Source organism: Legionella bononiensis (genome assembly GCF_016786215.1).
Taxonomy (GTDB): Bacteria; Pseudomonadota; Gammaproteobacteria; order Legionellales; family Legionellaceae; genus Legionella; species Legionella bononiensis.
This window is the reverse complement of sequence record NZ_JADOBG010000012.1, coordinates 1-21,051: the sequence shown is the minus strand read 5'-3', so window position 1 is coordinate 21,051 and position 21,051 is coordinate 1. Positions and strand designations below refer to the sequence as shown.

Below are 21,051 nucleotides of genomic sequence, written 5' to 3'. Positions count from 1 at the left end.
ACACGGTTCCCTGAGTTATATCCTCATCCTGAACGCAGAGAAGGTTCTCCAAATGCGGGCACAGTACTACGTTCAGTAGATCTCTCATTAAATTCAGGATGACGTTTATCAAAGTTGTTATGAAGTAACTTCATTGAGGAATAACTGAAACATCGACCATTACGCTCAAAAAGTGATTAATGCCCAGGAAAATGGATAAGCCTTCATAGACTTGGCTCGAATTGATTTTTGTAAATGTGTCATAACCTCAAATTTTATGCAATTATTTAAATTTCTTACAATACAACTGTCGATTTTTACTCAAATATAGGATAAAGTAGCATCCAAAAAGAAGAACGGGATCTTACTGCATATGTTCAGAAAATTAAGGGGCGTGTTTTCTAACGATTTGTCAATCGATTTAGGAACTGCAAATACATTGATTTATGTTCGGGATAAGGGCATTGTCCTTAACGAGCCTTCCGTAGTTGCTTTGCGTAATGAATCAGGCCAAAAGCGAGTTGCTGCTGTGGGCATTGAAGCGAAACGCATGTTAGGAAGAACTCCCGGTAACATTAACGCCATTCGACCGATGAAAGACGGCGTAATCGCCGATTTTTTTGTTACTGAAAAAATGCTCCAGCATTTCATACATAAAGTCCATGAAAATAAATTTCTCAGACCTAGCCCAAGGGTTCTTGTTTGTGTTCCCTGCGGTTCTACTCAGGTTGAACGTCGCGCTATTCGAGAATCAGCCATGGGTGCAGGAGCTCGAGAAGTATTTCTTATTGAAGAACCTATGGCTGCTGCTTTGGGTTCTGGAATGCCAGTTGAAGAAGCCAGTGGTTCTATGGTAGTAGACATTGGTGGTGGAACCACTGAAGTGGCCATTATCTCTTTAAGTGGTATTGTTTATCATCAATCAGTACGAATAGGCGGTGACAAATTTGATGACGCTATTGTCTCTTATGTTCGTCGTAATTACGGTACTTTGATCGGTGAAACAACAGCAGAACGAATTAAACACGAAATCGGTTCTGCATTTCCTAGCCGTGATTTGTTTGAAATTGAAGTCCGTGGAAGAAACCTTGCTGAAGGTGTGCCACGTAGTTTTACTTTGACAAGCGCAGAAATTCTGGAAGCATTACAAGAACCTTTATCAGGAATAGTAGGTGCGGTACGAGCTGCATTAGAGCTGGCTCCACCTGAATTGGCAGCGGATATAGCCGAGCGTGGTATGGTTTTAACCGGAGGCGGTGCTTTGTTGAAAAACATAGACACGTTACTGATGGAAGAAACAGGATTACCTGTATTAATTGCTGAAGATCCATTGACCTGCGTAGCACGTGGTGGTGGTAAAGCTTTAGAAACCATGGATTTGCGTGGCGGTGATTTCCTCTCAACAGAATAATAAGCACAGTAGATTATTTATCAAGGGTGGGCACAGTTCAATTGGATTTGTGTTTGCTCTTGTTTTTTCTATTTTTATGATGATTTCTGATTATCATTACCATTATTTGGATAATGTCCGAAGTGGTTTTTCTTTAATTGTTTCTCCATTGCAGTACGCTGTTGATTATCCAGTTCGGGTTGTTGGCTGGGTTCAATCGTTAGTTAGCGCAAAAAAAGCATTGATCGATGAAAACATGCAGCTACGCTATCAGCAAACCATGCTGGAAGCAGAGTTACAAAAGTTATTAGTGATACAAAAAGAAAACTCACAACTAAAAGAATTATTATTAACCTCGTCCCAGGCTGATATGCGTGCCATGGCTGCCCAAATTCTTGCTGTTGATACCAGTAACTCACGGCAAATAGTTGTATTAAATAAGGGAAAACGTGATGGAGTGTATTCTGGACAACCTGTACTTGATGCGAAAGGCGTTATGGGTCAGGTGATTGATGTAGGTCCAATGACGAGTACTGTATTATTGATATCCGATTCCAAGAGTGCGGTACCTGTAAGAAATAATCGTACTGGAGAGCGGGCAATACTGGTTGGCAATAACAGTATTGATCAGTTGTCTCTAATCAATTTACCTAAAACCTCATCCATTCATCCTGGTGATGTTTTGGTGACGTCGGGTTTAGGGCGACGATATCCAGAAGGGTACCCGGTAGGTCGTGTAGAGCGAGTTAATAGTATTCCCGGCGAAGATTTTGTAAAAGTAATGGTAAGTCCTGTTGCCCTGCTTAATCGTAATCGTTTGGTTCTTTTAATTTGGCCTGATCTGGAACAAGAGGAATTAACTTCTCAAATCAATGAACGATTGAATGCCGAGGAGTCCGCTTGATGAAGAATCTTCGCCTGCGATTATGGATAGGATTTATTGGGGCTCTGGTACTTTCAATTTTGCCTATGCCTGAAATTCTGTCAGCTTTTCGCCCACCCTGGATTTTATTATTGGTATTGTATATTGAGTATTATTTACCTGGAAATTTCAGGTTAACTACGCTATTAATTACCGGTCTTTTATTGGATGTGCTGCTTTCTACCGTAATAGGCGAACATTCATTTGCATTACTGTTGGTAACCTGGATTGCTTCCACCAAGTCAAGAAGATTCCAATTTTTCTCCATGATACAGCAGATCTGTCTTATTGGTTTCTTTTGCCTTTTATATCAATCCGTTATTTCCTTTATTAACGCTTTGCTAGGTTTTCATTACAGCCTTCTCATGCCTATTGCAAGTGCTCTGTTAGGGATGTTTTTCTGGCCCTGGATACGTTTACTTGGCGATGGTTCATTACTGACTCGACTGGTTTATCGGTAATTGAAGCAACGGTATGTTTTGATGTCTTCTTTATAATGCGCTCTAAGCGTTAAAACAGGCAGTGTGAAGCCCTGTTATTTCTTTAGTAACTTGCTCATTTTATCTATCCCTTGCATGCTGGCTATGAAATATGAACGAGCGTACTGGTACAGTTTTTAAAAAATTGAGGTATCCTTATTCTTCTAATATACTGAATATTAACACGTTGTTTGTCATATTTTTGAACACGCATACCAGTAAATTGACACATCGCCTTGTTTGTGCTCTAATATCGCCATTTTAGGCCACGAAACAACAGGGAATGCACAATGATATTGTATGAATCTATAAGTAAACAATTCAGCGAATTTAATCTGGAAATTGATTTTAAAACCACAGCTATCCTTCAGTATATGGTGCTTGAAAAAGCTGGATGTCTAAATTCTTTGAAAGGTATGCCGCTTATAACTGACTTTTTGTTTAGCGCCATGAATAATAATAGGCTAGATGATAATTGTCGCTCACATATTTATCTAGGTTTTGATGGAAAAGAAAATGATTTAAGCAAAAGTCTTTTGGAAGAAATATTTGGCAAAGTCTTGGGTCATTTTAACTCATTCGTTCTTGAGCCCATAGGGAAAGAATATGATATGGGGTATTCACAAGGTCATTTGGTTCTTCTTGACCGGGAGATACTAGACGCCATAAAGTCTTCTTCTTTGTATATAGCGGCGGGAGATATATCCAAGCTAGATTTGGATGCTCTTCTTGAACTTACGGTAAATATTAGTCTTTATAAAACCAATGATGAAAAGATAAATGGCCTTGTTGACAAATTGACTATTAAAATAGCACAGCACATAGGGCGTACATTTGATAAAACCAAGATCGACGAAGCCATTGAGAATGTAAAAGTATGTCTATTCAATCAGAAACAACAATTCAATGAATTAGTTGTTCAATTTAATGATCAAATAGCTTACCTTAAGAACAAGGGAACTCCTTTTTTAGCTGAAGTCAAGGGGATAGCACGTGAAGAGGATACCAATACACCCAACCCTGATTTTGTTCCCGAGTACAAAAAGTTAGCCATAGCAGCGAACAAGTTAAAAACCACTCTGGAAAATGCCAGGGACAATTTCTTTGATAATGCACCGACTGAAACAAGCCTTAAGCTATTTCAAGAGACCTGTTCGCAGGCAATTAAAGAAGCCAGAATTGAATTTTCCAAGCACCAAGGTTTATGGGATCAATTGCATCCAATTTTAAAGGGTATATTAGGTGTAATAGCACTCATTACTATTATTCCAGCGGCAATAGTTCAACTGCAATCCCCACGCGGTTTTGTGGGAACTTTCTTTAAAACACCAAAACCGGATTCACTGGCGAAATTAGAGTCATTTGAAAAAGACTTGTCTGGTATGCATAATATTTTTGATGACATGGCAAAACCAACACAGATACTCAACATGCTCTCGTAAAAGTGATTGCATATTCTTTTGCTTTTCTTTCTGGATCAAACCGGTTGATTGATGATTATTAATTATTGATAAGACTCATATCTCCGGTTTTGAATTCGGTTTCTCTTATATCCAGATTTTTGGCGTAATTCTCTTGAAAAAGTGATTTAAAATGTCTTGATGCTAAAGCAAAGTCTCGTGCCGGCGTCATATGCACACCCTTTAAAGCCAGGACCAAGACCTGTTTTTATCTAGTACTCTTTCAGAGAGGGACAGCGGATTAGGGCAGCCAGGTGAATTTTCCAGGTTGTAAATCTCCCAGTTTCCAGTCACCAATTCTATGCCTTATCAGTCTTAATGTAGGAAATCCAATGGCGGCTGTCATTTTTCGAATTTGGTGATTTTTACCTTCTTTCAGAATGATTTCAATCCAACTGGTCGGTATGCTTTTTCGTACACGAATTGGTGGATTTCGTGGCCAGAGAGGCGGTTCATCAATCTGATGAACCTGAGCGGGTAAAAAGGAACACGCTTTGATAGTTAACCCTTTTCGTAATGGTTCTAAATCAGCATCAGTGGGAATTCCTTCTATCTGAACCCAATAATATTTGTTTTTTTCAAATTTGGGGTGTGTCAAACGATGCTGCAGAGCACCATCATTTGTTAATAATAATAAACCTTCGCTGTTTTTATCTAATCGTCCCGCTGCATAAAAACCTGGGATCTTGATATATGCTGCCAGAGTCCGCTCAGGTACTTCTCCAGTGAACTGTGTTACCACGCCGAAGGGTTTATTGAAGAGAATGATTGGAGGCATAGAGTATTTATGAATAAAAACGATCGGAGCTCAATGGTAGATTTATTCTCAAATTCAGGCAACTGCTATTAGTATGATTTAATTGAATTCATGGCAGATAATAGATTGTTTTTTAAATTCCATCACTATACAATGATGCAAATTTACTCTTTATGGTGAAATTTGTTCATGAAATGGATATTGCTTGCTTTATTGGTTTTAGCTCAAACCGGCTGTGCGATTAATCATAAAGTAATGGTGGGTGATGAACGCGTTGTGATTCAGCAAACTGTTGGCAAGGGAAAAACATACGTCCATGTACATCACAATGAACAGACAGCCTTGAAAGCAGCTAAAAGAGTAATCCGTAAAGACGGTGGTAGTCTTATCACTCTCATCCACTCAGGTGGGCGAAATATTGTTTTTCATTTGAATAATAAACGGTATGAATTTGATCCGAATAGAATTTATACGGATAATGGAATCAAAAAAACATTGATTCAATACAGTTCCTATTCACCTGAAGCTCATAGAGAAGTAAAAAAATTAGCAAATAAAATTACAGAGTTATTGCCTAAAGGCAAAATTATTGCAGTTCATAATAACTCTTCTTATTCTTTAAAAGACTATTTACCAGGACATGAATTGGCTAAAGATGCGAAAGCGGTGCATATGAGTCCTGATAATTATTACAGAAATTTTTATCTGGTAACAAAATTCAGCGATTATATTCGCTTAAAACTCGAAGGATTTAATGGCATATTACAAAAACCTTCTGCAACAGATGACGGATCATTATCCGTACTATTGGCTAAAAGCGATTACATTAATGTAGAAGCCGGTTATGATCAGTTGTATGAGCAGATAAAAATGTTGCAACATGCATAGTATACAGGCCGGGACTTTATAAAAGTCCAAATAAATCAGAAATAAGTGGCAGGACCTCGAAATCAGAATTCTCAACACATCCTATTCATAGGTAAACTGTTTCTTCATCTGTGTTTGTGAGCTGGATCCTATATAAAGTTCAAACTCTCCTGGCTCTGAAACATGATCTAAATGTGCATTATAAAATCGAAGCATAGGCTCAGTAATAATAAACGTAACTCGTTTGGATTCGCCTTTATTCAAAAAGATTTTTTTAAAGTCTTTGAGCAGTTTTTCTGGTTGAGTCATTGATGCCACTTTATCATGCAGGTACAGTTGCACAATTTCATGGCCATTATACTTACCATTATTGGTAACAATAACCGACGCAGTGATCTTTGTATTTTTGTGTAATACCGAAGAATTTAATTTGAGATCATGATAATGAAAGTTACTATAACTCAAGCCATATCCGAATGGGTATCTCGGTAAATTTGATTCATCAATGTATTTACTTTTATATTTTTCAGCAAATTTTTGACTAAGCTCTTGATAAGGACGTCCAGTTGGCTTGGCATTATAATATATCGGGATTTGGCCTACATGACGTGGAACAGTCATGGTTAATTTACCTGAAGGATTGTAACGGCCAAATAACACATCAGAAATAGCAGTACCTGCTTCGCTGCCACCATACCAAGCTTCAACAATGGCATCAATATGATGATGCGGCCATTCAATGGTTAATGGTCGACCATTCATCAATACCAATACGATAGGCTTGTTGAGTTTTTTGAGGGCTTTTAATAAATTTAACTGATTAGGTAATAAACCAATCCTGGTACGACTGGCAGCTTCTCCACTCATGCCAAAAGGCTCACCTAAAACAGCAACAATGACCTCGCTTTGTTGAGCAATTGACAAAGCCTCGTTTAATAATTTTTGAGGGTCATCGTTTTGAATCCTGCCACCATGTTTGTTCAAATAGGTGACTAAATCTTTATCATCGGAAAAGTTGCATCCTTTTGCATAGTGAATATGATCCCCGAACTGTTCTTGTTGTAATGCTTGCCATAGGCTTATCGCTTCTTCAGGCTGGCCAATGGCTCGCCATTCCCCAAGTTGCTGATTCGCGTCCTTTACAAATGGACCGATGAATGCAATATTTTGGTTGGGATGCAGAGGCAGAAGACTGTTCGCATTTTTTAATAAAACAATACTCTCAAGTGCAGCCTGAAGAGCTAAGGCTCGGTGCTGTTTTTTATCATAGGCTAATTGATCCATTTGGTGATAGGGATGTTCAAACAAACCTAAATCCCATTTAGCACGGAGTACTCTTTTTACCGCTTCATTAATTTGTTCGATCTTAATGTGTTTCTCTTTCAACAGATTGGATAGCTGATTGACATACATCTCACCAACCATATCCATATCAGTGGTTGCGTTGATGGCTAATCGAGTCACTTCTTTGGCATCACCTACGCCATGAGCCATCATTTCATTAATGGCGGTGTAATCTGTGACTAGCAAGCCATCAAATCGGTACGTATCACGTAATAGTTCTTTCATTAACCAGTAATTGCCAGTTGCCGGGATACCATTGACCTCATTAAACGATGTCATCACACTTTTAGCATGGGCATTAATGGCTGCGAGGTAAGGCGGTAGGTAGTCGTTATACATCCGTGCCAGACTCATATCAACGGTGTTGTAATCACGCCCCGCTTCAGCTCCTCCATACAGGGCAAAGTGTTTGACACAGGCCATAATTGATGAAGGCTGAGACAGATCAGTTCCTTGATAGCCTGTGACCATTGCCACCCCTATCTTGGATGCTAGTAATGGGTCTTCGCCAGCGGATTCCATGACTCTACCCCAGCGAGGATCTCTTACAATATCGACCATGGGGCTAAAGGTCCAATGCAGGCCATCTTGCGCTGCTTCACTTGCTGAGGCATGCGCTAATTTTTTTATCAGGTCGGGGTTCCAGCTTGCAGCCTGCGCTAGAGGAATTGGGAATATGGTGCGATAACCATGAATCACATCAAAACCAAACAATAAGGGTATCTTTAAACGAGAGTTTTTAATGGCCAAGTCTTGCAGCTGTTTAACTACTTTTGGCGAATAGGCATTCATAAGAGCGCCGACTTGGCCATTTTTAATTTTATAATCAATTTCCTGATTGCTGGAAGGTCCGGTTTCGGTTAAACCAACGGTCAGCAAATTCAGTTGACCAATCTTTTCAGCCACAGTCATACGAGCTAACAAATTGTCAATAAATTCTTCTTTTTGACTTTCTGAATTGGCATTTGCCAACGAGACCAGACCGCAAAGAAACAAGCAACATAAGTGATAGCGCCTCATATTAATCTATCCTGGGTGAGTGAAATCCCAGATTTTTTAGTCCATGCTGTACATCAGGGTGTGACATAAATAACCGCCATAATAATTGAGAGCGGTAGTTTTCAATCATTACAATAATTGGTCCTTGATCAATAGCTAAAGAACCTTCCGCTACCCAACCGGTTGTTGGATTGTATGCATCTTTAAACCCCAGATTACTCCATAATTTAGGGTGATTGATGAAGCATTGGAGTGCCTTCATGGATTCTTCTGGTGTATAAGGAAACGAGGACAGCGCTGCTGTTGGTGTTAAAACGCCGACATCCTGAGTAGGAGATTGGGCACCATAACCCGTATCGATATCGGATGCGGTTAGTCCCCAACAACGGTCACTATATCCCTCGTATCCTTTGGGGTTCTCTACACAATAAGCGTGATTAATTTTAGTGTGTGCCACGTTCTGTTCATAATAGTCAATGTTGCCATCAGTTAATCCATTGGGATCAAGGCCCAGGAACGAATAATGCGACCAGAATAAGGGACCACCATAAGGTACACCGAGTGGCAATTTTACACCATAGTACTCATTTCCATTATGATAAGTAGGAGAGTCTTTATAACAACGGTCATATACTTGTTTAGAAATTGGATGCGTCGGCGAACTTGCAGCTAAAATATAGGTAATCAAGGTTTCATCCCATCCTCGAATTTTATGATTCATATGCCAGCCGTAATTAGGCGACCAATGCCAATAGAGCGCGTCATTCGTTCCATTGGTATGCCAGTTCCAGTTTGCATTACGCCATAATGTGTTAATGGTCTGGCGCAATTCCTTCTCTTTAGGGGTATTCCTGTCAAAATATTGATGAACGGTTAACAAGCCTTGAAATAAAAATGCTGTTTCAACAAGATCGCTCCCATCATCATACTGCCAATGAGCAAATGTTTTACCGGTGTCACCATACATCCAATGAGGAAATATTCCATGAAATTTATCGGCCTGCGTATCCAAAAATCGAACTGCTTTAAGCAGATGATCTACTCCTTGTTCTCTGCTGATAAATTGGCGTTCAACTGCAACAATGGTTGCCATAAAGCCAAACCCTGAACCACCAGTCGTGATGATGGCTTCAGGATCATAATCAGGATAATTTTGATTACTTCTTTCACGCGCCATACCGCTTGTTGGATGAGCAAATTCATAAAAATAGTGATAAGTTTGCTTTTGGACTTGAGTCAGTAATTCCTCTTCGTTTTTTGTAAATGCAAAACTCGTCTGAGTGATACAAATCATTAAAAATAAGCTGATTAGAACGTTCATTTAAATTGATAATTCCCTTTAAGTTAAATAGATGCAGTACTAAATGGAACATTATTGGTTGATCAAGATCAATTCAGTATTAGATCTATCACTATATGTTCTCATAATGAATGTTCTTATGGACTGAAAAACGGGTACTATAGTATTGGATAGCCGTTTGTAATGAAACAAAGATTACTATCTGGAATCACTCTTAAATAACCCTTAACTAGCATCCCTTCTGATCGTAATCGGTGAAGCATCACATAAATACCCAATATTTTCAACCATACTGATTACAGACTTTTTAAGACAATGAGTTAAGTTTTGATTCAGTTTACGTTGATGAAGATGCGAGGTTAACTCTAGTATCCCAATCGAATCAAATTTAACCAACAGAATGCAAACCAAGGGTTTAACTAATCAAGGCTCATCTGGTCAATTCGCAGTAGAGCCTGATTTGTTTGAAAGCCAAGTGAGGTGTCAGGCCATAACTTGGTTTTTAAACTGATTTAACCTTTACGTAGTTTTGTATTCCCGAGAATGTATAACAGGTCAATTGCGACGGTGGCACCTACGAGAGCAGTAGTTTGTGCTACGTCATATGGCGGAGATACTTCTACAACATCTCCTCCTATCATATTTAATCCGACTAGACCCCATAAAATTTCCCGTTGCATTGCTGATGTCAGGCCACCTGGCATGGGAGTTCCCGTACCTGGTGTAAACGCGGGATCCATACCATCTACATCAAGACTGATATAGCATTTTCGCGTGCCAACAATGTTTCTTATTTTGTCTACTACTTGTTGTGTTCCCATTTCGAAACATTGATTGGCTGTGATGACATGCAGTTTCGGTGTTTCTGGTACACTAGTACGTATTCCAATCTGAATAGAATTCTCAGGATCGATTAATCCTTCCTTAGCTGCATAATAAAACATACTACCATGGGTCAAGTGTGGCATTTGGACGGTATCTGTATGTGCATCAAAATGGATTAACGATAAAGGTCCGTGTTGCTGTGCAAGTGCTTTTATAGCAGGATAGGCAACCAGATGATCACCACCTAATCCTAAAGTAAGAACATCATGTGAGCACAATTCTTTTATAGCGGACTCCAGGTTTTGTAACATGTTGTCAATTTGCCCTGGAAAAAAGCCAATATCACCATAATCTATTAATTTGAATTGATGATCAATCCGATATTTATGTGGCCAGCAGGTACCCAATAAACTTAAGTAGCACGAGAGCTCACGAATACTACGGGGTCCAAAACGAGCTCCTGAACGATTGAATGTGCTTAAGTCGAACGGAACACCATAGACGGCGAGATCAACTCCTTTTAAATCGCGTGTATATTCTGATCTTAAAAAAGTTGGTATTCCTTCGTAGGGTACTGATTTAGTAAGAATAGGCTTTTGTGATGCGGATTCAAAATCTGACATGATGCTCATACTCCATGTTATTAACAATGACATTGATTTTAATTAAGTCATGCAGCACATATTGATTATCATTATAGATTATTTTTACACACCTATAATTTAAAGCATGTTAAGTTAATTTTTGAGTAAGCTACCATTCTCTTAAAACTACTGAAAATAGGGATATTCAATCCTTGAAATGCAGATTAAATAATATTAAAGAATAATGTAAATTCATATTTGGGATTCAGTGTTATCACATGCTATGATTTATCTCTCTAAAATTTACGGAGTGGTCAATGACATACGATAAAATAAAAGTACCTGCACAAGGTGAAGCCATTACAGTGGCTGCTGATCTTTCTCTTCGTGTACCTAATAACCCGATTATTCCTTTTATCGAAGGTGATGGTATTGGGGTTGATGTGACGCCTCCAATGATCCGTGTTGTTGATGCTGCTGTTGAGAAAGCATATGGCAATAAGAGAAAAATTGCCTGGATGGAAGTGTATGCTGGCGAGAAGGCTACTCAGGTTTATGGCAGTGATCAATGGTTGCCAAAAGAAACTATAGACGCTTTGAAGAAATACGTAGTTTCAATAAAAGGCCCATTAACTACACCAGTTGGTGGTGGTATACGTTCTTTAAACGTTGCAATACGTCAGGATATGGATCTTTATACCTGTTTACGTCCTATCAGATATTTTAAAGGTGTTCCAAGTCCAGTTAGAGAGCCTTGGAAAACTGATATGGTTATATTTCGTGAAAATGCGGAAGATATTTATGCTGGTATTGAATGGCAGGCTGATTCTCCAGAAGCGAAAAAGGTCATTCAATTCCTGAAAAATGATATGGGTGTTAAAAAAATTCGCTTCTCTGAACATTGTGGTATTGGTATCAAACCTGTATCTAAAGAAGGTACAACCCGTTTGGTGAAAGCAGCAATTCAATATGCAATTGATAACGATCGTCAGACTGTTACTTTGGTTCATAAAGGTAACATTATGAAATTTACTGAAGGTGCATTTAAGGATTGGGGATATCAGGTAGCTCGAGATACTTTTGGAGCCAAGGAATATCAAGGTGGTCCCTGGATGGAATTTAAAAATCCTAAGACGGGCAAACAAATTATCATCAATGATGTAATTGCTGATGCATTTTTACAACAAATCTTGCTAAGACCAGAAGATTACAGTGTCATCGCTACTTTAAACTTGAATGGCGATTACATTTCTGATGCTTTAGCAGCTCAGGTTGGTGGTATAGGTATAGCACCCGGCGCTAATATGAGTGATGATGTTGCCGTGTTTGAAGCAACTCACGGAACAGCACCAAAATATGCCGGCCAGAATAAAGTGAATCCTGGCTCTATTATCCTTTCTGCTGAAATGATGTTAAGACATATGGGTTGGACTGAAGCAGCTGATTTGATTATTAAAGGCATGGAAGGCGCAATTGAAGCTAAAACAGTGACCTATGATTTCGAACGCGGTATGCCTGGCGCTACATTAGTAAGCAGCTCTGGCTTTGCTGATGCAATGATAAAACATATGTAGGTAGTATTAAGTACTCACCGATATTTGAATCTATGGATGCTATTAAACTATCAAACGTTAAGAGTTGGTATCAAATTCCAACTCTTAACGTCAGATGCAGCTCGATTGCTTTCAAGTAACTGCAATGATGATAGGACTGACAAACCTTTGGCTCCATAAAAGTAAGAGTACTGTTTTTAAATAGAAGTATTAGCTCACAAAATAACGAAAAATCAGGAATGATTTGTTAAATTGTTCTGATGGTTAATTGATACGATAAATTTACAATTGAGTGAGTTCTTAGTAATCAATATGCTATTGATTATTTCAAAGGCTAAATATTTCATTAAAAATAGCGAAATTTACTGGCCAAATGTGTGTAGGGAGTCTATAAAAATAGTATGAGGTTGTAAGTTATGAGCGGGCAGAATTTAGAGGAATTTGTCAGGCATGAAATAGCTGATACTGAATTAAGTACGGATATTAAGCTGCCTAGAAAGTATAAAGTTGTATTGCTCAATGATGACTATACACCAATGGATTTTGTGGTAGAGGTACTGAAGCATTTTTTTCATTTAAATGAAGAAACTGCAATTCAGGTGATGTTACAGGTTCATATACAAGGGAAGGGCGTATGTGGCGTGTTTACAAGAGATATTGCAGAAACGAAAGTCGCCCTAGTAAATGAATACGCCAGAATGAATCAACATCCATTGCTATCTAGCATGGAACCCGAATGACTGGTGGTGGGCTGGAAAGGAGCAACGACAATGTTAAATAAAGAACTAGAATTCACCTTGAATCTAGCCTTCAAGGAAGCAAAAGAAAAGCGTCATGAATTTATGACTGTCGAACATTTGCTGTTGTCCTTGCTTGATAACCCAGCAGCAGGTAATGTGTTGCAGGCATGTGACGCAAATATCGAGGCTTTACGCCGCGATTTAGTTGAATTTATTGATGAAACAACACCCAGAATCCCTGAAGATGAATTAGATAGGGAAACTCAACCAACCTTAGGTTTTCAGCGAGTATTACAACGCGCTGTTTTTCATGTGCAGTCTGCCGGAAAAACAGAAGTAACCGGCGCCAATGTGCTGGCTGCTATTTTCAGTGAACAGGAAAGTCAGGCAGTGTATTTTCTAAGAAGAGAAAATATTACCAGGCTTGATGTCATCAATTATATTTCTCATGGTGTTTCAAAATATCAAAATAATGATATGCATGAAAATATGAACTCCTCTATGGATGAGGATATGATGTCACCAGAAGGTAATGAATCTCCTCTGGACAGTTATTGTATGAATCTTAACCGACGAGCCAAACAGGGTAAAATTGATCCCCTAATTGGCCGACATGAAGAAATCCAACGTACAATCCAGGTCTTATGTAGACGACGAAAAAATAATCCATTGCTCGTTGGTGAGGCTGGTGTAGGTAAAACAGCCATAGCAGAAGGATTAGCGCGTCGAATCGTGGATGGCGAGATACCCGATGCCATTCGTGGCTGCGTTGTTTATTCACTCGATTTGGGCGCTTTGTTAGCGGGAACCAAATATCGAGGAGATTTTGAAAAACGCCTGAAAGCAGTTTTAAAACAATTGGGGCAACAAGAAGGTGCTGTTTTATTTATAGATGAAATTCATACCATTATCGGTGCAGGTGCTGCTTCAGGTGGCGTTATGGATGCTTCTAACCTTATTAAGCCCTTATTAGCCAATGGTGAATTAAAATGCATAGGCTCCACAACTTATCAGGAATACCGTGGTATTTTTGAAAAAGACAGAGCTCTGGCCAGACGTTTTCAAAAAATAGACATTTCCGAACCAACAGTTGATGAAACTTTTGAAATATTGAAAGGCTTAAAAGGTCGTCTCGAAGATCACCATGGAGTTAAATTCTCTATTCCATCATTAAAAGCAGCTGCCGAATTATCAGCAAAATACATTAATGATCGATTTTTGCCTGATAAAGCGATTGATGTGGTGGATGAAGCCGGTGCTTATCAAAATCTGTTAACTGCTAACAAACGTAAAAAGATCATTAGCGTGACAGAAATAGAAAGCGTTGTTGCTAAAATTGCCCGTATACCCATTAAGAAGGTCTCTGCTCGAGATAAAGATACACTGCGTAATCTTGAGCGTGATTTGAAATTATTGGTTTATGGACAAGATCAGGCGATCACTGCGTTGGCATCAGCAATTAAATTAGGTCGTTCAGGACTCAGGGAACCTCAAAAACCTGTTGGATGCTTCCTGTTTGCTGGACCTACCGGAGTTGGTAAAACAGAGGTTACACGACAATTAGCTAATGTACTGGGAATTGAGTTATTACGATTTGATATGTCCGAGTATATGGAAAAGCATACAGTGTCCCGCTTAATTGGTGCACCTCCTGGATATGTTGGTTATGATCAAGGTGGGCTTTTGACTGAAGCTGTGACTAAAAATCCACATGCTGTTTTATTACTTGATGAAATTGAAAAAGCGCATCCTGATGTCTTTAATCTGTTATTACAGATTATGGATCACGGTACTTTAACTGATACTAATGGAAGACAGGCTGATTTCAGACATATTATTTTAGTGATGACGAGTAATGCTGGTGCAAGTGAGATTGTGCGTAACTCAATAGGATTCTCCAGACAGGATAATACCAACGATGGATTGGAAGTAATCAAAAAGCAATTTAGTCCTGAATTTAGAAACCGACTGGATGCGATAATCAATTTTGCCCCATTGGATTCACAAACTATAGGTTTGGTAGTTGATAAATTTATTATGGAGCTGGATGAGCAACTCAGTCATAAAGGAGTTACTTTTACTGTTGATAAATCAGCTCGTGAATGGTTAATTGAACATGGTTATGATAAAGCGATGGGCGCTCGTCCTATGGCTCGTTTGATACAGGAAAATGTGAAAAAACCTTTAGCAGATGAACTTTTATTTGGTAAATTGATGCATGGTGGACATGTGACTCTTAGAGTAAAAGATGGCAAGTTGCATTTTGACAGTCATGATCATCGTGAGGGTGTCTTTTAATTAATCTTAAAGTTAAGGAGATCTTCTCATGATTTATGGGGGGATCTCCTGAAGGCAGCATGGTGCTTTCAGTTGGAGATCAGTCGCTGCGTTCTGTTAATTAATCATATTATTGTCTAGGCTTCACAGAAATTCTGCGGGACTTCAGTGTTGCTATGGACTGGTTTTTCGAAGTGGTGTAGACGATTCTGCGCTTCGTTCAGGATGAGTAAATTCCAGAGGTTATTGATAAGTTGGAAAAATTTCTTCTAACGAAGAGCTTGGGCTGTTTTCGTAAGTCATGCCAGTTACAATCCTGATTGATTCTGGATATAATGTTCTTTTTTCTGCTGATCCGATTGGCTATGCTCACTGTAATTATAATAACTAAAAATGAAGAATCTAACATCCGAAGATGTCTGGAATCTGTTCGTTTTGCTGACGAAATTATAGTTGTTGATTCAGGAAGTACCGATAATACCTTGGCTATCGCTCGCGAATATACTGAACACGTGTTTCAGACGGATGATTGGCAGGGATATGGTATTCAAAAGCAAAGAGCATTGGCGAAAGCATCCGGGGATTGGGTTTTGAACCTTGATGCGGATGAGTCCGTGAGTAATGAGTTGCAGGAAGAAATGATGAAAGTAATTAACTCTAACTCCGCTGATGCATTCCGTATTCCAATTCAAATGTTTTTTTATAACCAGCTTTTAAAACATTCTGCGTCACCGAAAAGGCACATTCGCCTGTTTAAACGCGCTAATGCCAATTACAGTAATGACATAGTTCATGAAAAAGTTGTTGTATCTTCATCTGCACGAATTGGCAAATTAAAAAATGCCATACAACATCATTCTTACAAAGATGTAAGTCATTTGCTTTATAAACTTAACAAATATTCCTCATATAGCGCCAAAATTCGAATTGAGTCGAATAAAAAAACGAGATTTATTTGGGTTTTGATGAATACAGGATGGATGTTTAGTCGATGTTTTATTTTACAGCGTGGTTTTTTAGACGGTAAACTTGGATTTTTATTTGCCGTGTTTAGCGCGCAAGGTACTTTTTATCGTGGAATAAAGCAAATGTACAAAGACCGAAATATCAATCAATTACCCAGTTTAACCAATACGGATAAGGACGAATTGTGAGACTAACATTGCTAGAAGGGAAGGGTATATTGTTAACTCCAATATTATTTGTATTATTTATGTTTTTTATTCCGATCAGTTCTACTCTAAAATCAATTTTCTTTGGTTGTGCTGTTGGAGCTATATTACTTACACCGCATTACAGTCAATATATTCCTCAAGCATTTAGCACATTATGGGGGGGAGCTGCTTTAGCATTATTGGGCTTTTCTGTAATTGCCTGCCTATGGAGTCCTGCACCTTTTTCCATGCAATTGACGGTTGTAGGTAAATATGCAAAATTAATTTACCTTCCAGTGCTTGCCGTCGCGTTTATACATTCAAAAATACGAAATCTGACTCTGAACAGCTATTTGGCTGCCATGTTGTTGACCTGCATTATTTCAATACTCAAAGCACTGAATATTTTGACACCTGGAGATCCTGGTGAAGTTTTTTATAATCATATAATTACTGGCTTTATGATGGCTTTTGCCGCTTATATTGCAGGTCTTTATGTTTTTAAATATAAAGGCTGGGCAAGAGCAGGGTATTCATTCCTGGTAGTATTAATGAGTTATCAAGTACTTTTTATCAATACAGGCAGAACAGGTTATATTGTGTATTTTATTTTGATGGCTTTTCTCATTATGCAAAAACTAAGCATTAAAAAAGCCTTGGTGGGTGTGCTTTTGTTCAGCAGCCTGTTAGCGCTGGTTTATCATGAAAGTCCCATCCTGCATGGCAGAGTACATGATTTAATTTCGGATATTAAGGCTTTAAAACAGAACAATCAGAATACGTCATTAGGATACAGAATTCAGTTCCATAATTACGCTGAATCATTATGGGAGAAACGCCCGATTATTGGAATTGGTACGGGTGGTTTTAAATACAGTTTCTCACAAGATAATCCAGTACCCAGTTGGGGAAAAGAGTTAACTGATCCTCATAGTCAATACTGGATGACTCTATCCGAGCAGGGAATAATTGGTTTGATATTATTAATGATATTTTTAGGCAGTTTATTTATCACTTCGATTCAATTGATTGAAACGAAACCTATTATTTTAGGGATATTAATTTCATTTTGTATTAGTTCGTTCTCGGATACTATTTTATGCTATTCAACAGCAGGTTATTTATTAGTAATAATGAGCGCTTTATGCTTTGGCGAGCTCATTGAAAAACGCATGATTAAGAGCGTAAAAGAATCTGGTTTGACTTCTGTTGATGATGCAATCAAGGTGATCCCGGTTTAATAGAGAGGTTTGGCCAAAGGTGATAAAAGTGATGCACCGGGCCATTACCAGAACCTAAAGAGTTATCTTTAGCGGCCTGAATGGCATGTGTTAAATAGTTTTTTGCGAAGCCGCAGGCTTCTTCCAATTCCACATTTTGAGCAAGGCACGCCGCAATTGCCGCAGATAAGGTGCACCCTGTTCCGTGCGTGTTTTTGGAATCAATCCTGGTATTTTTGTACCATATTGTAGTTCCGTTAGCACCATACAATAAATCATTCGATTCTTTTGACTGCAGATGACCGCCTTTTAGCAAGACATGTTTAGGACCTAATTCAAGGAGTTTCTGAGCGACCGTTATCATTTCGGTTTCCGTAGAGGCATTGATGCCTGTAAAAGAACAAGCTTCAGGTATATTCGGAGTGATCAATGTCGCAAGAGGCATAAGTAACGAGGTTAATGTATCTATTGCCTCGGGCAACAATAAGGCATCGCCGCTTTTGGCGACTGTTACCGGATCAAGGACAATCGGAATAGTGCCGGCTCTTTTTTGGAGAAATGAAGCAACCAGTTCGATTATCTCACTTTTAAACAACATACCGATTTTAATACTGTCGGGTCTTATATCATCAAAAATGGCATTTAGTTGATCTTCTATTGCTTGTAACGGGATTTCATAACAGGTTCGTACACCACAGGTATTCTGTACTGGCAGAGCGGTTAGAACCGTCATCCCATAACAGCCTAAAGCTGAAAAAGTTTTAAGGTCAGCCTGGATTCCTGCTCCTCCAGAACCATCAAAACCCGCAATAGATAAGGCTTTATAACGCATTAGATGTTTACTCTTGAGTTGTTGATTGCATCAGTATAAAACTTCCAGTCCGGATTATATAAATTATCAATAAATGCCTGTCTGAACGTGCCGGGGGTTTGAGTATGTTGATGTGTCAGTTGGCCACATAGGCTAAAATAGGCTGCAGCATGTGTGCTTGCCTGAAAGTGATCGGGATTAACGGCAGCAAATGCGCTAAGGACCGCGGTCATAGTGCATCCCATACCGGTAATTAAGGGCATTAACTCTGAGCCAAAAGGAAGTACTTGTTTTTGAGTACCATCGGTTATAAAGTCTTCTGGCCCACTGATAACAATGATTTTATTATGATGATGCGCCAAAGTTATTGCGCTATCCATTGCGCTCTCGACTTGATGAGCGGTTTCAACTCCCTTGGACCGTCCATTCACTCCGGATAACGAAATGATTTCACTGGCATTACCTCTAATAATATCGGCACAATCCATGATTTTTTGTGAGGCAGCCGTTCTTAATTTACTGGCTCCAGAACCGACTGGATCTAATATGACGGGTTTATTAAGCGAATGTGCCTTGTCAGCTGCATAAAGAGCTCTTTCAATAAAAGCATCGTTCAAGGTGCCTATATTAATGTATACAGCCTGACTAATATTCACTAACTCCTCTAATTCGGGAAGAGCTTCTGACATCAAAGGAGCTGCTCCAAGCGCAAGCAGGCTGTTTGCCATGAAATCCATAGTAACGTAATTGGTTAAACACAGTATTAATGGCTTCTTTTGTCTGATCTTTAAGAACGAGGACTTTATATCATTTATCATCTTCTAAAAACTCCTTTGGTCAATGATTTTTCGAAGCCTTAATGCCATATCAGCCGGATTATTAGCCTGATGCAGGGCCCCAATTACTGCTACCCCCTGAGCACCAGCCTGTAAAACCTTGATTAAATTATCCAGATCAATTCCACCAATGCCGATTACAGGATGATTGGATTGGTTGCACAAGCGGCTAAGTCCCTCTATTCCCCAGATTTTCTTCAGGTTGTTTTTATGTTGGCTTGGAAAAACGGCGCTTGCGGCAACATAAGTTAGTTCTGATGCGTTGGCTTGAGTTAAATCGTGCTCCGACTCAATTGAGAGGCCTATCAATTTATGTGTACCCAGTTGATTTCTGGCATACAAGGGACAAGCATCTGATTGTCCAAGATGCACGCCATCAGCATCAACCTGCTTGGCAAGATGAACATCATCATTGATAATTAGGGGAATTTGATATGTACTTAGAAGGTGTTTTAGTTCGAGAGCAAATTCCAATTTAAATGATTCATTGGCATTTTTTTCTCTTAATTGGACGGATGTGACGCCTGATGAGACGCATTGTTGAATAAAAGTCAAGTATTGGGGGATGGGAAGATCTTGTCGGTGGGTAACCAACATCAATTTATAAAATTCTGCGCTCATAACAACGAGTATCACCCATATTCCATCATTTAAGTAATGGAACAATTGTTCATGACATTATACTAACTGAAGCGTCGTTAGATGTCTAACTTGTGATCATGATGATTTTAATACATCAATCAATCACCAGGTAGCGACGCTTTGTTGGGGATTTTGCAAGGTACATTCTTCTGATATTGAGCCGTCATTACACACGACCAGGCCAGAAGCGATATAATCTGGAGAAACGCCGCCTTGCCATAAACAACAGCCTTTTAGAAGTTGTAAATCCATCACTGCATGGCGAGTGCAATAACAGGTTGAGTAAAATCCATTATTACAAACTAAACGGCCAGCAGATGAATCACAGTAGTTAATCCCTCCCATTTTACTACAACATCCACCAGCGAATGCTGGAGAGAAAACCATGCTTAACATACTTGATATTAATAGAGTTTTAAGTGATGGCATTTTGTGTCTCTCAAGATTTATTAATTTTAGAATAGCACAGAGTAAGAAAGAATATTAGAGGGTACCTATCAATTCCTGAACGGTCATTAGTTAAATTTTAAAGGAGGGGAATTATGAACTCCAGAAAAAGTCATCCCGAATGCAATGAGTGATCTCCAGAGCATGGCACTGTGGCAACTTATGGAGATCCTTCGCTGCGCTCAGGATGACGTTGTACCTTATGAAACCACTATAACTCCAGAGCACGTCATCCCGAATGCACTGAGGGATCTCCAGAGTATGGCACTGTGCCAACTTTTGGAGATCCTTCGCTGCGCTCAGGATGGCGTTGTAGCTTATGAAACCACTAGAACTCCAGAACACGTCATCCCGAATGCAAGGAGTGATCTCCAGAGCATGGCACTGTGGCAACTTATGGAGATCCTTCGCTGCGCTCAGGATGACGTTGTACCTTATGAAACCACTATAACTCCAGAGCACGTC

20 protein-coding genes are annotated in these 21,051 nt (G+C 39.1%); 11 read left to right on the top strand and 9 right to left on the bottom strand.

Going from position 1 to position 21,051, the window contains the following annotated elements; genetic code table 11:
• Positions 1–352: 352 nt before the first annotated feature.
• The 4 genes from IZU94_RS08445 (at position 353) to IZU94_RS08430 (ending at position 4,212) form a co-directional block, all read left to right on the top strand.
• Positions 353–1,390, top strand: coding sequence for a rod shape-determining protein (locus IZU94_RS08445; RefSeq protein ID WP_018577556.1), 1,038 nt, complete (start codon positions 353–355; stop codon positions 1,388–1,390).
• Positions 1,368–2,273 (top strand): rod shape-determining protein MreC, encoded by a 906-nt coding sequence (gene mreC / locus IZU94_RS08440; protein WP_203110189.1) that lies wholly within the window; start codon positions 1,368–1,370, stop codon positions 2,271–2,273. Before IZU94_RS08445 ends, mreC begins: the two co-directional genes overlap by 23 nt.
• The gene (mreD, locus tag IZU94_RS08435) at positions 2,273–2,752 is read left to right on the top strand and encodes a rod shape-determining protein MreD (RefSeq protein WP_203109822.1); all 480 of its coding nucleotides are present in this window, start codon (positions 2,273–2,275) and stop codon (positions 2,750–2,752) included. The genes mreC and mreD overlap by 1 nt, the downstream gene beginning before the upstream one ends.
• Positions 2,753–3,060: 308 nt before the next feature.
• Positions 3,061–4,212 (top strand): hypothetical protein, encoded by a 1,152-nt coding sequence (locus IZU94_RS08430; RefSeq protein ID WP_203109821.1) that lies wholly within the window; start codon positions 3,061–3,063, stop codon positions 4,210–4,212.
• A 58-nt stretch (positions 4,213–4,270) separates the two neighbouring features.
• On the opposite strand, the gene IZU94_RS18310 is transcribed toward IZU94_RS08430, so the two are convergent.
• Positions 4,271–4,402, bottom strand: coding sequence for a hypothetical protein (locus IZU94_RS18310; RefSeq protein ID WP_255541646.1), 132 nt, complete (start codon positions 4,400–4,402; stop codon positions 4,271–4,273).
• Between the two features lie 69 nt (positions 4,403–4,471).
• Positions 4,472–5,008 (bottom strand): pseudouridine synthase, encoded by a 537-nt coding sequence (locus IZU94_RS08425; RefSeq protein WP_203109820.1) that lies wholly within the window; start codon positions 5,006–5,008, stop codon positions 4,472–4,474.
• A 168-nt stretch (positions 5,009–5,176) separates the two neighbouring features.
• Between IZU94_RS08425 and IZU94_RS08420 the strand changes: the two genes are divergently transcribed.
• Positions 5,177–5,875, top strand: a complete 699-nt coding sequence (locus IZU94_RS08420) for a protein tyrosine phosphatase (protein WP_203109819.1) — start codon at positions 5,177–5,179, stop codon at positions 5,873–5,875.
• An 81-nt stretch (positions 5,876–5,956) separates the two neighbouring features.
• On the opposite strand, the gene bglX is transcribed toward IZU94_RS08420, so the two are convergent.
• The 3 genes from bglX to speB form a co-directional block, all read right to left on the bottom strand.
• Entirely contained in the window at positions 5,957–8,218 is a 2,262-nt protein-coding gene (gene bglX / locus IZU94_RS08415; protein ID WP_203109817.1) for a beta-glucosidase BglX, read from the bottom strand.
• A gap of 1 nt (position 8,219) precedes the next feature.
• Positions 8,220–9,518 carry a glucoamylase family protein gene (locus tag IZU94_RS08410; protein WP_203109815.1) on the bottom strand — a complete coding sequence of 433 codons (1,299 nt, stop codon included), beginning with the start codon at positions 9,516–9,518 and terminating at the stop codon, positions 8,220–8,222.
• Between the two features lie 491 nt (positions 9,519–10,009).
• Complete coding sequence (speB, locus tag IZU94_RS08405; RefSeq protein WP_203109813.1) at positions 10,010–10,945, bottom strand: agmatinase; 936 nt, start codon at positions 10,943–10,945, stop codon at positions 10,010–10,012.
• A 278-nt stretch (positions 10,946–11,223) separates the two neighbouring features.
• Between speB and icd the strand changes: the two genes are divergently transcribed.
• From icd to IZU94_RS08380, 5 genes are all read left to right on the top strand, one after another.
• Positions 11,224–12,480 (top strand): NADP-dependent isocitrate dehydrogenase, encoded by a 1,257-nt coding sequence (gene icd, locus IZU94_RS08400; protein WP_203109811.1) that lies wholly within the window; start codon positions 11,224–11,226, stop codon positions 12,478–12,480.
• A gap of 395 nt (positions 12,481–12,875) precedes the next feature.
• Entirely contained in the window at positions 12,876–13,199 is a 324-nt protein-coding gene (clpS, locus tag IZU94_RS08395) for an ATP-dependent Clp protease adapter ClpS (protein ID WP_203109809.1), read from the top strand.
• Between the two features lie 30 nt (positions 13,200–13,229).
• Complete coding sequence (gene clpA / locus IZU94_RS08390; RefSeq protein WP_058474214.1) at positions 13,230–15,497, top strand: ATP-dependent Clp protease ATP-binding subunit ClpA; 2,268 nt, start codon at positions 13,230–13,232, stop codon at positions 15,495–15,497.
• 344 nt (positions 15,498–15,841) lie between these two features.
• Entirely contained in the window at positions 15,842–16,630 is a 789-nt protein-coding gene (locus IZU94_RS08385) for a glycosyltransferase family 2 protein (RefSeq protein ID WP_203110188.1), read from the top strand.
• Positions 16,627–17,871 carry an O-antigen ligase family protein gene (locus tag IZU94_RS08380; RefSeq protein ID WP_203109807.1) on the top strand — a complete coding sequence of 415 codons (1,245 nt, stop codon included), beginning with the start codon at positions 16,627–16,629 and terminating at the stop codon, positions 17,869–17,871. Before IZU94_RS08385 ends, IZU94_RS08380 begins: the two co-directional genes overlap by 4 nt.
• Here the strand turns inward: IZU94_RS08380 and thiD are convergent.
• The 4 genes from thiD to IZU94_RS08360 form a co-directional block, all read right to left on the bottom strand.
• Positions 17,852–18,682: a bifunctional hydroxymethylpyrimidine kinase/phosphomethylpyrimidine kinase gene (gene thiD, locus IZU94_RS08375; RefSeq protein ID WP_203109806.1), complete on the bottom strand. Its 831-nt coding sequence runs from the start codon at positions 18,680–18,682 to the stop codon at positions 17,852–17,854. The genes IZU94_RS08380 and thiD overlap by 20 nt on opposite strands.
• A complete protein-coding gene (gene thiM / locus IZU94_RS08370) occupies positions 18,682–19,479 on the bottom strand; it encodes a hydroxyethylthiazole kinase (protein WP_203109805.1) in 798 nt (265 codons plus the stop codon). The genes thiD and thiM overlap by 1 nt, the downstream gene beginning before the upstream one ends.
• Before the next feature lie 3 nt (positions 19,480–19,482).
• Entirely contained in the window at positions 19,483–20,118 is a 636-nt protein-coding gene (gene thiE / locus IZU94_RS08365; RefSeq protein WP_203109804.1) for a thiamine phosphate synthase, read from the bottom strand.
• A gap of 123 nt (positions 20,119–20,241) precedes the next feature.
• Positions 20,242–20,568, bottom strand: a complete 327-nt coding sequence (locus IZU94_RS08360) for a neurogenic locus notch (protein WP_203109803.1) — start codon at positions 20,566–20,568, stop codon at positions 20,242–20,244.
• A gap of 144 nt (positions 20,569–20,712) precedes the next feature.
• Between IZU94_RS08360 and IZU94_RS08355 the strand changes: the two genes are divergently transcribed.
• The coding region (locus IZU94_RS08355; protein ID WP_203109802.1) for a hypothetical protein at positions 20,713–21,051 on the top strand (339 nt) is incomplete at its 3' end.

Excerpts from the sequence above, each read along its gene's own strand:
- IZU94_RS08445 (WP_018577556.1), top strand. The coding sequence starts at position 353 with ATGTTCAGAAAATTAAGGGGCGTGTTTTCTAACGATTTGTCAATCGAT.
- mreD (WP_203109822.1), top strand. The coding sequence starts at position 2,273 with ATGAAGAATCTTCGCCTGCGATTATGGATAGGATTTATTGGGGCTCTG.
- IZU94_RS08430 (WP_203109821.1), top strand. The coding sequence starts at position 3,061 with ATGATATTGTATGAATCTATAAGTAAACAATTCAGCGAATTTAATCTG.
- IZU94_RS18310 (WP_255541646.1), bottom strand. The coding sequence starts at position 4,402 with ATGACGCCGGCACGAGACTTTGCTTTAGCATCAAGACATTTTAAATCA.
- IZU94_RS08425 (WP_203109820.1), bottom strand. The coding sequence starts at position 5,008 with ATGCCTCCAATCATTCTCTTCAATAAACCCTTCGGCGTGGTAACACAG.
- IZU94_RS08420 (WP_203109819.1), top strand. The coding sequence starts at position 5,177 with ATGAAATGGATATTGCTTGCTTTATTGGTTTTAGCTCAAACCGGCTGT.
- bglX (WP_203109817.1), bottom strand. The coding sequence starts at position 8,218 with ATGAGGCGCTATCACTTATGTTGCTTGTTTCTTTGCGGTCTGGTCTCG.
- IZU94_RS08410 (WP_203109815.1), bottom strand. The coding sequence starts at position 9,518 with ATGAACGTTCTAATCAGCTTATTTTTAATGATTTGTATCACTCAGACG.
- speB (WP_203109813.1), bottom strand. The coding sequence starts at position 10,945 with ATGTCAGATTTTGAATCCGCATCACAAAAGCCTATTCTTACTAAATCA.
- icd (WP_203109811.1), top strand. The coding sequence starts at position 11,224 with ATGACATACGATAAAATAAAAGTACCTGCACAAGGTGAAGCCATTACA.
- clpS (WP_203109809.1), top strand. The coding sequence starts at position 12,876 with ATGAGCGGGCAGAATTTAGAGGAATTTGTCAGGCATGAAATAGCTGAT.
- clpA (WP_058474214.1), top strand. The coding sequence starts at position 13,230 with ATGTTAAATAAAGAACTAGAATTCACCTTGAATCTAGCCTTCAAGGAA.
- IZU94_RS08385 (WP_203110188.1), top strand. The coding sequence starts at position 15,842 with ATGCTCACTGTAATTATAATAACTAAAAATGAAGAATCTAACATCCGA.
- thiD (WP_203109806.1), bottom strand. The coding sequence starts at position 18,682 with ATGCGTTATAAAGCCTTATCTATTGCGGGTTTTGATGGTTCTGGAGGA.
- thiM (WP_203109805.1), bottom strand. The coding sequence starts at position 19,479 with ATGATAAATGATATAAAGTCCTCGTTCTTAAAGATCAGACAAAAGAAG.
- thiE (WP_203109804.1), bottom strand. The coding sequence starts at position 20,118 with ATGAGCGCAGAATTTTATAAATTGATGTTGGTTACCCACCGACAAGAT.
- IZU94_RS08360 (WP_203109803.1), bottom strand. The coding sequence starts at position 20,568 with ATGCCATCACTTAAAACTCTATTAATATCAAGTATGTTAAGCATGGTT.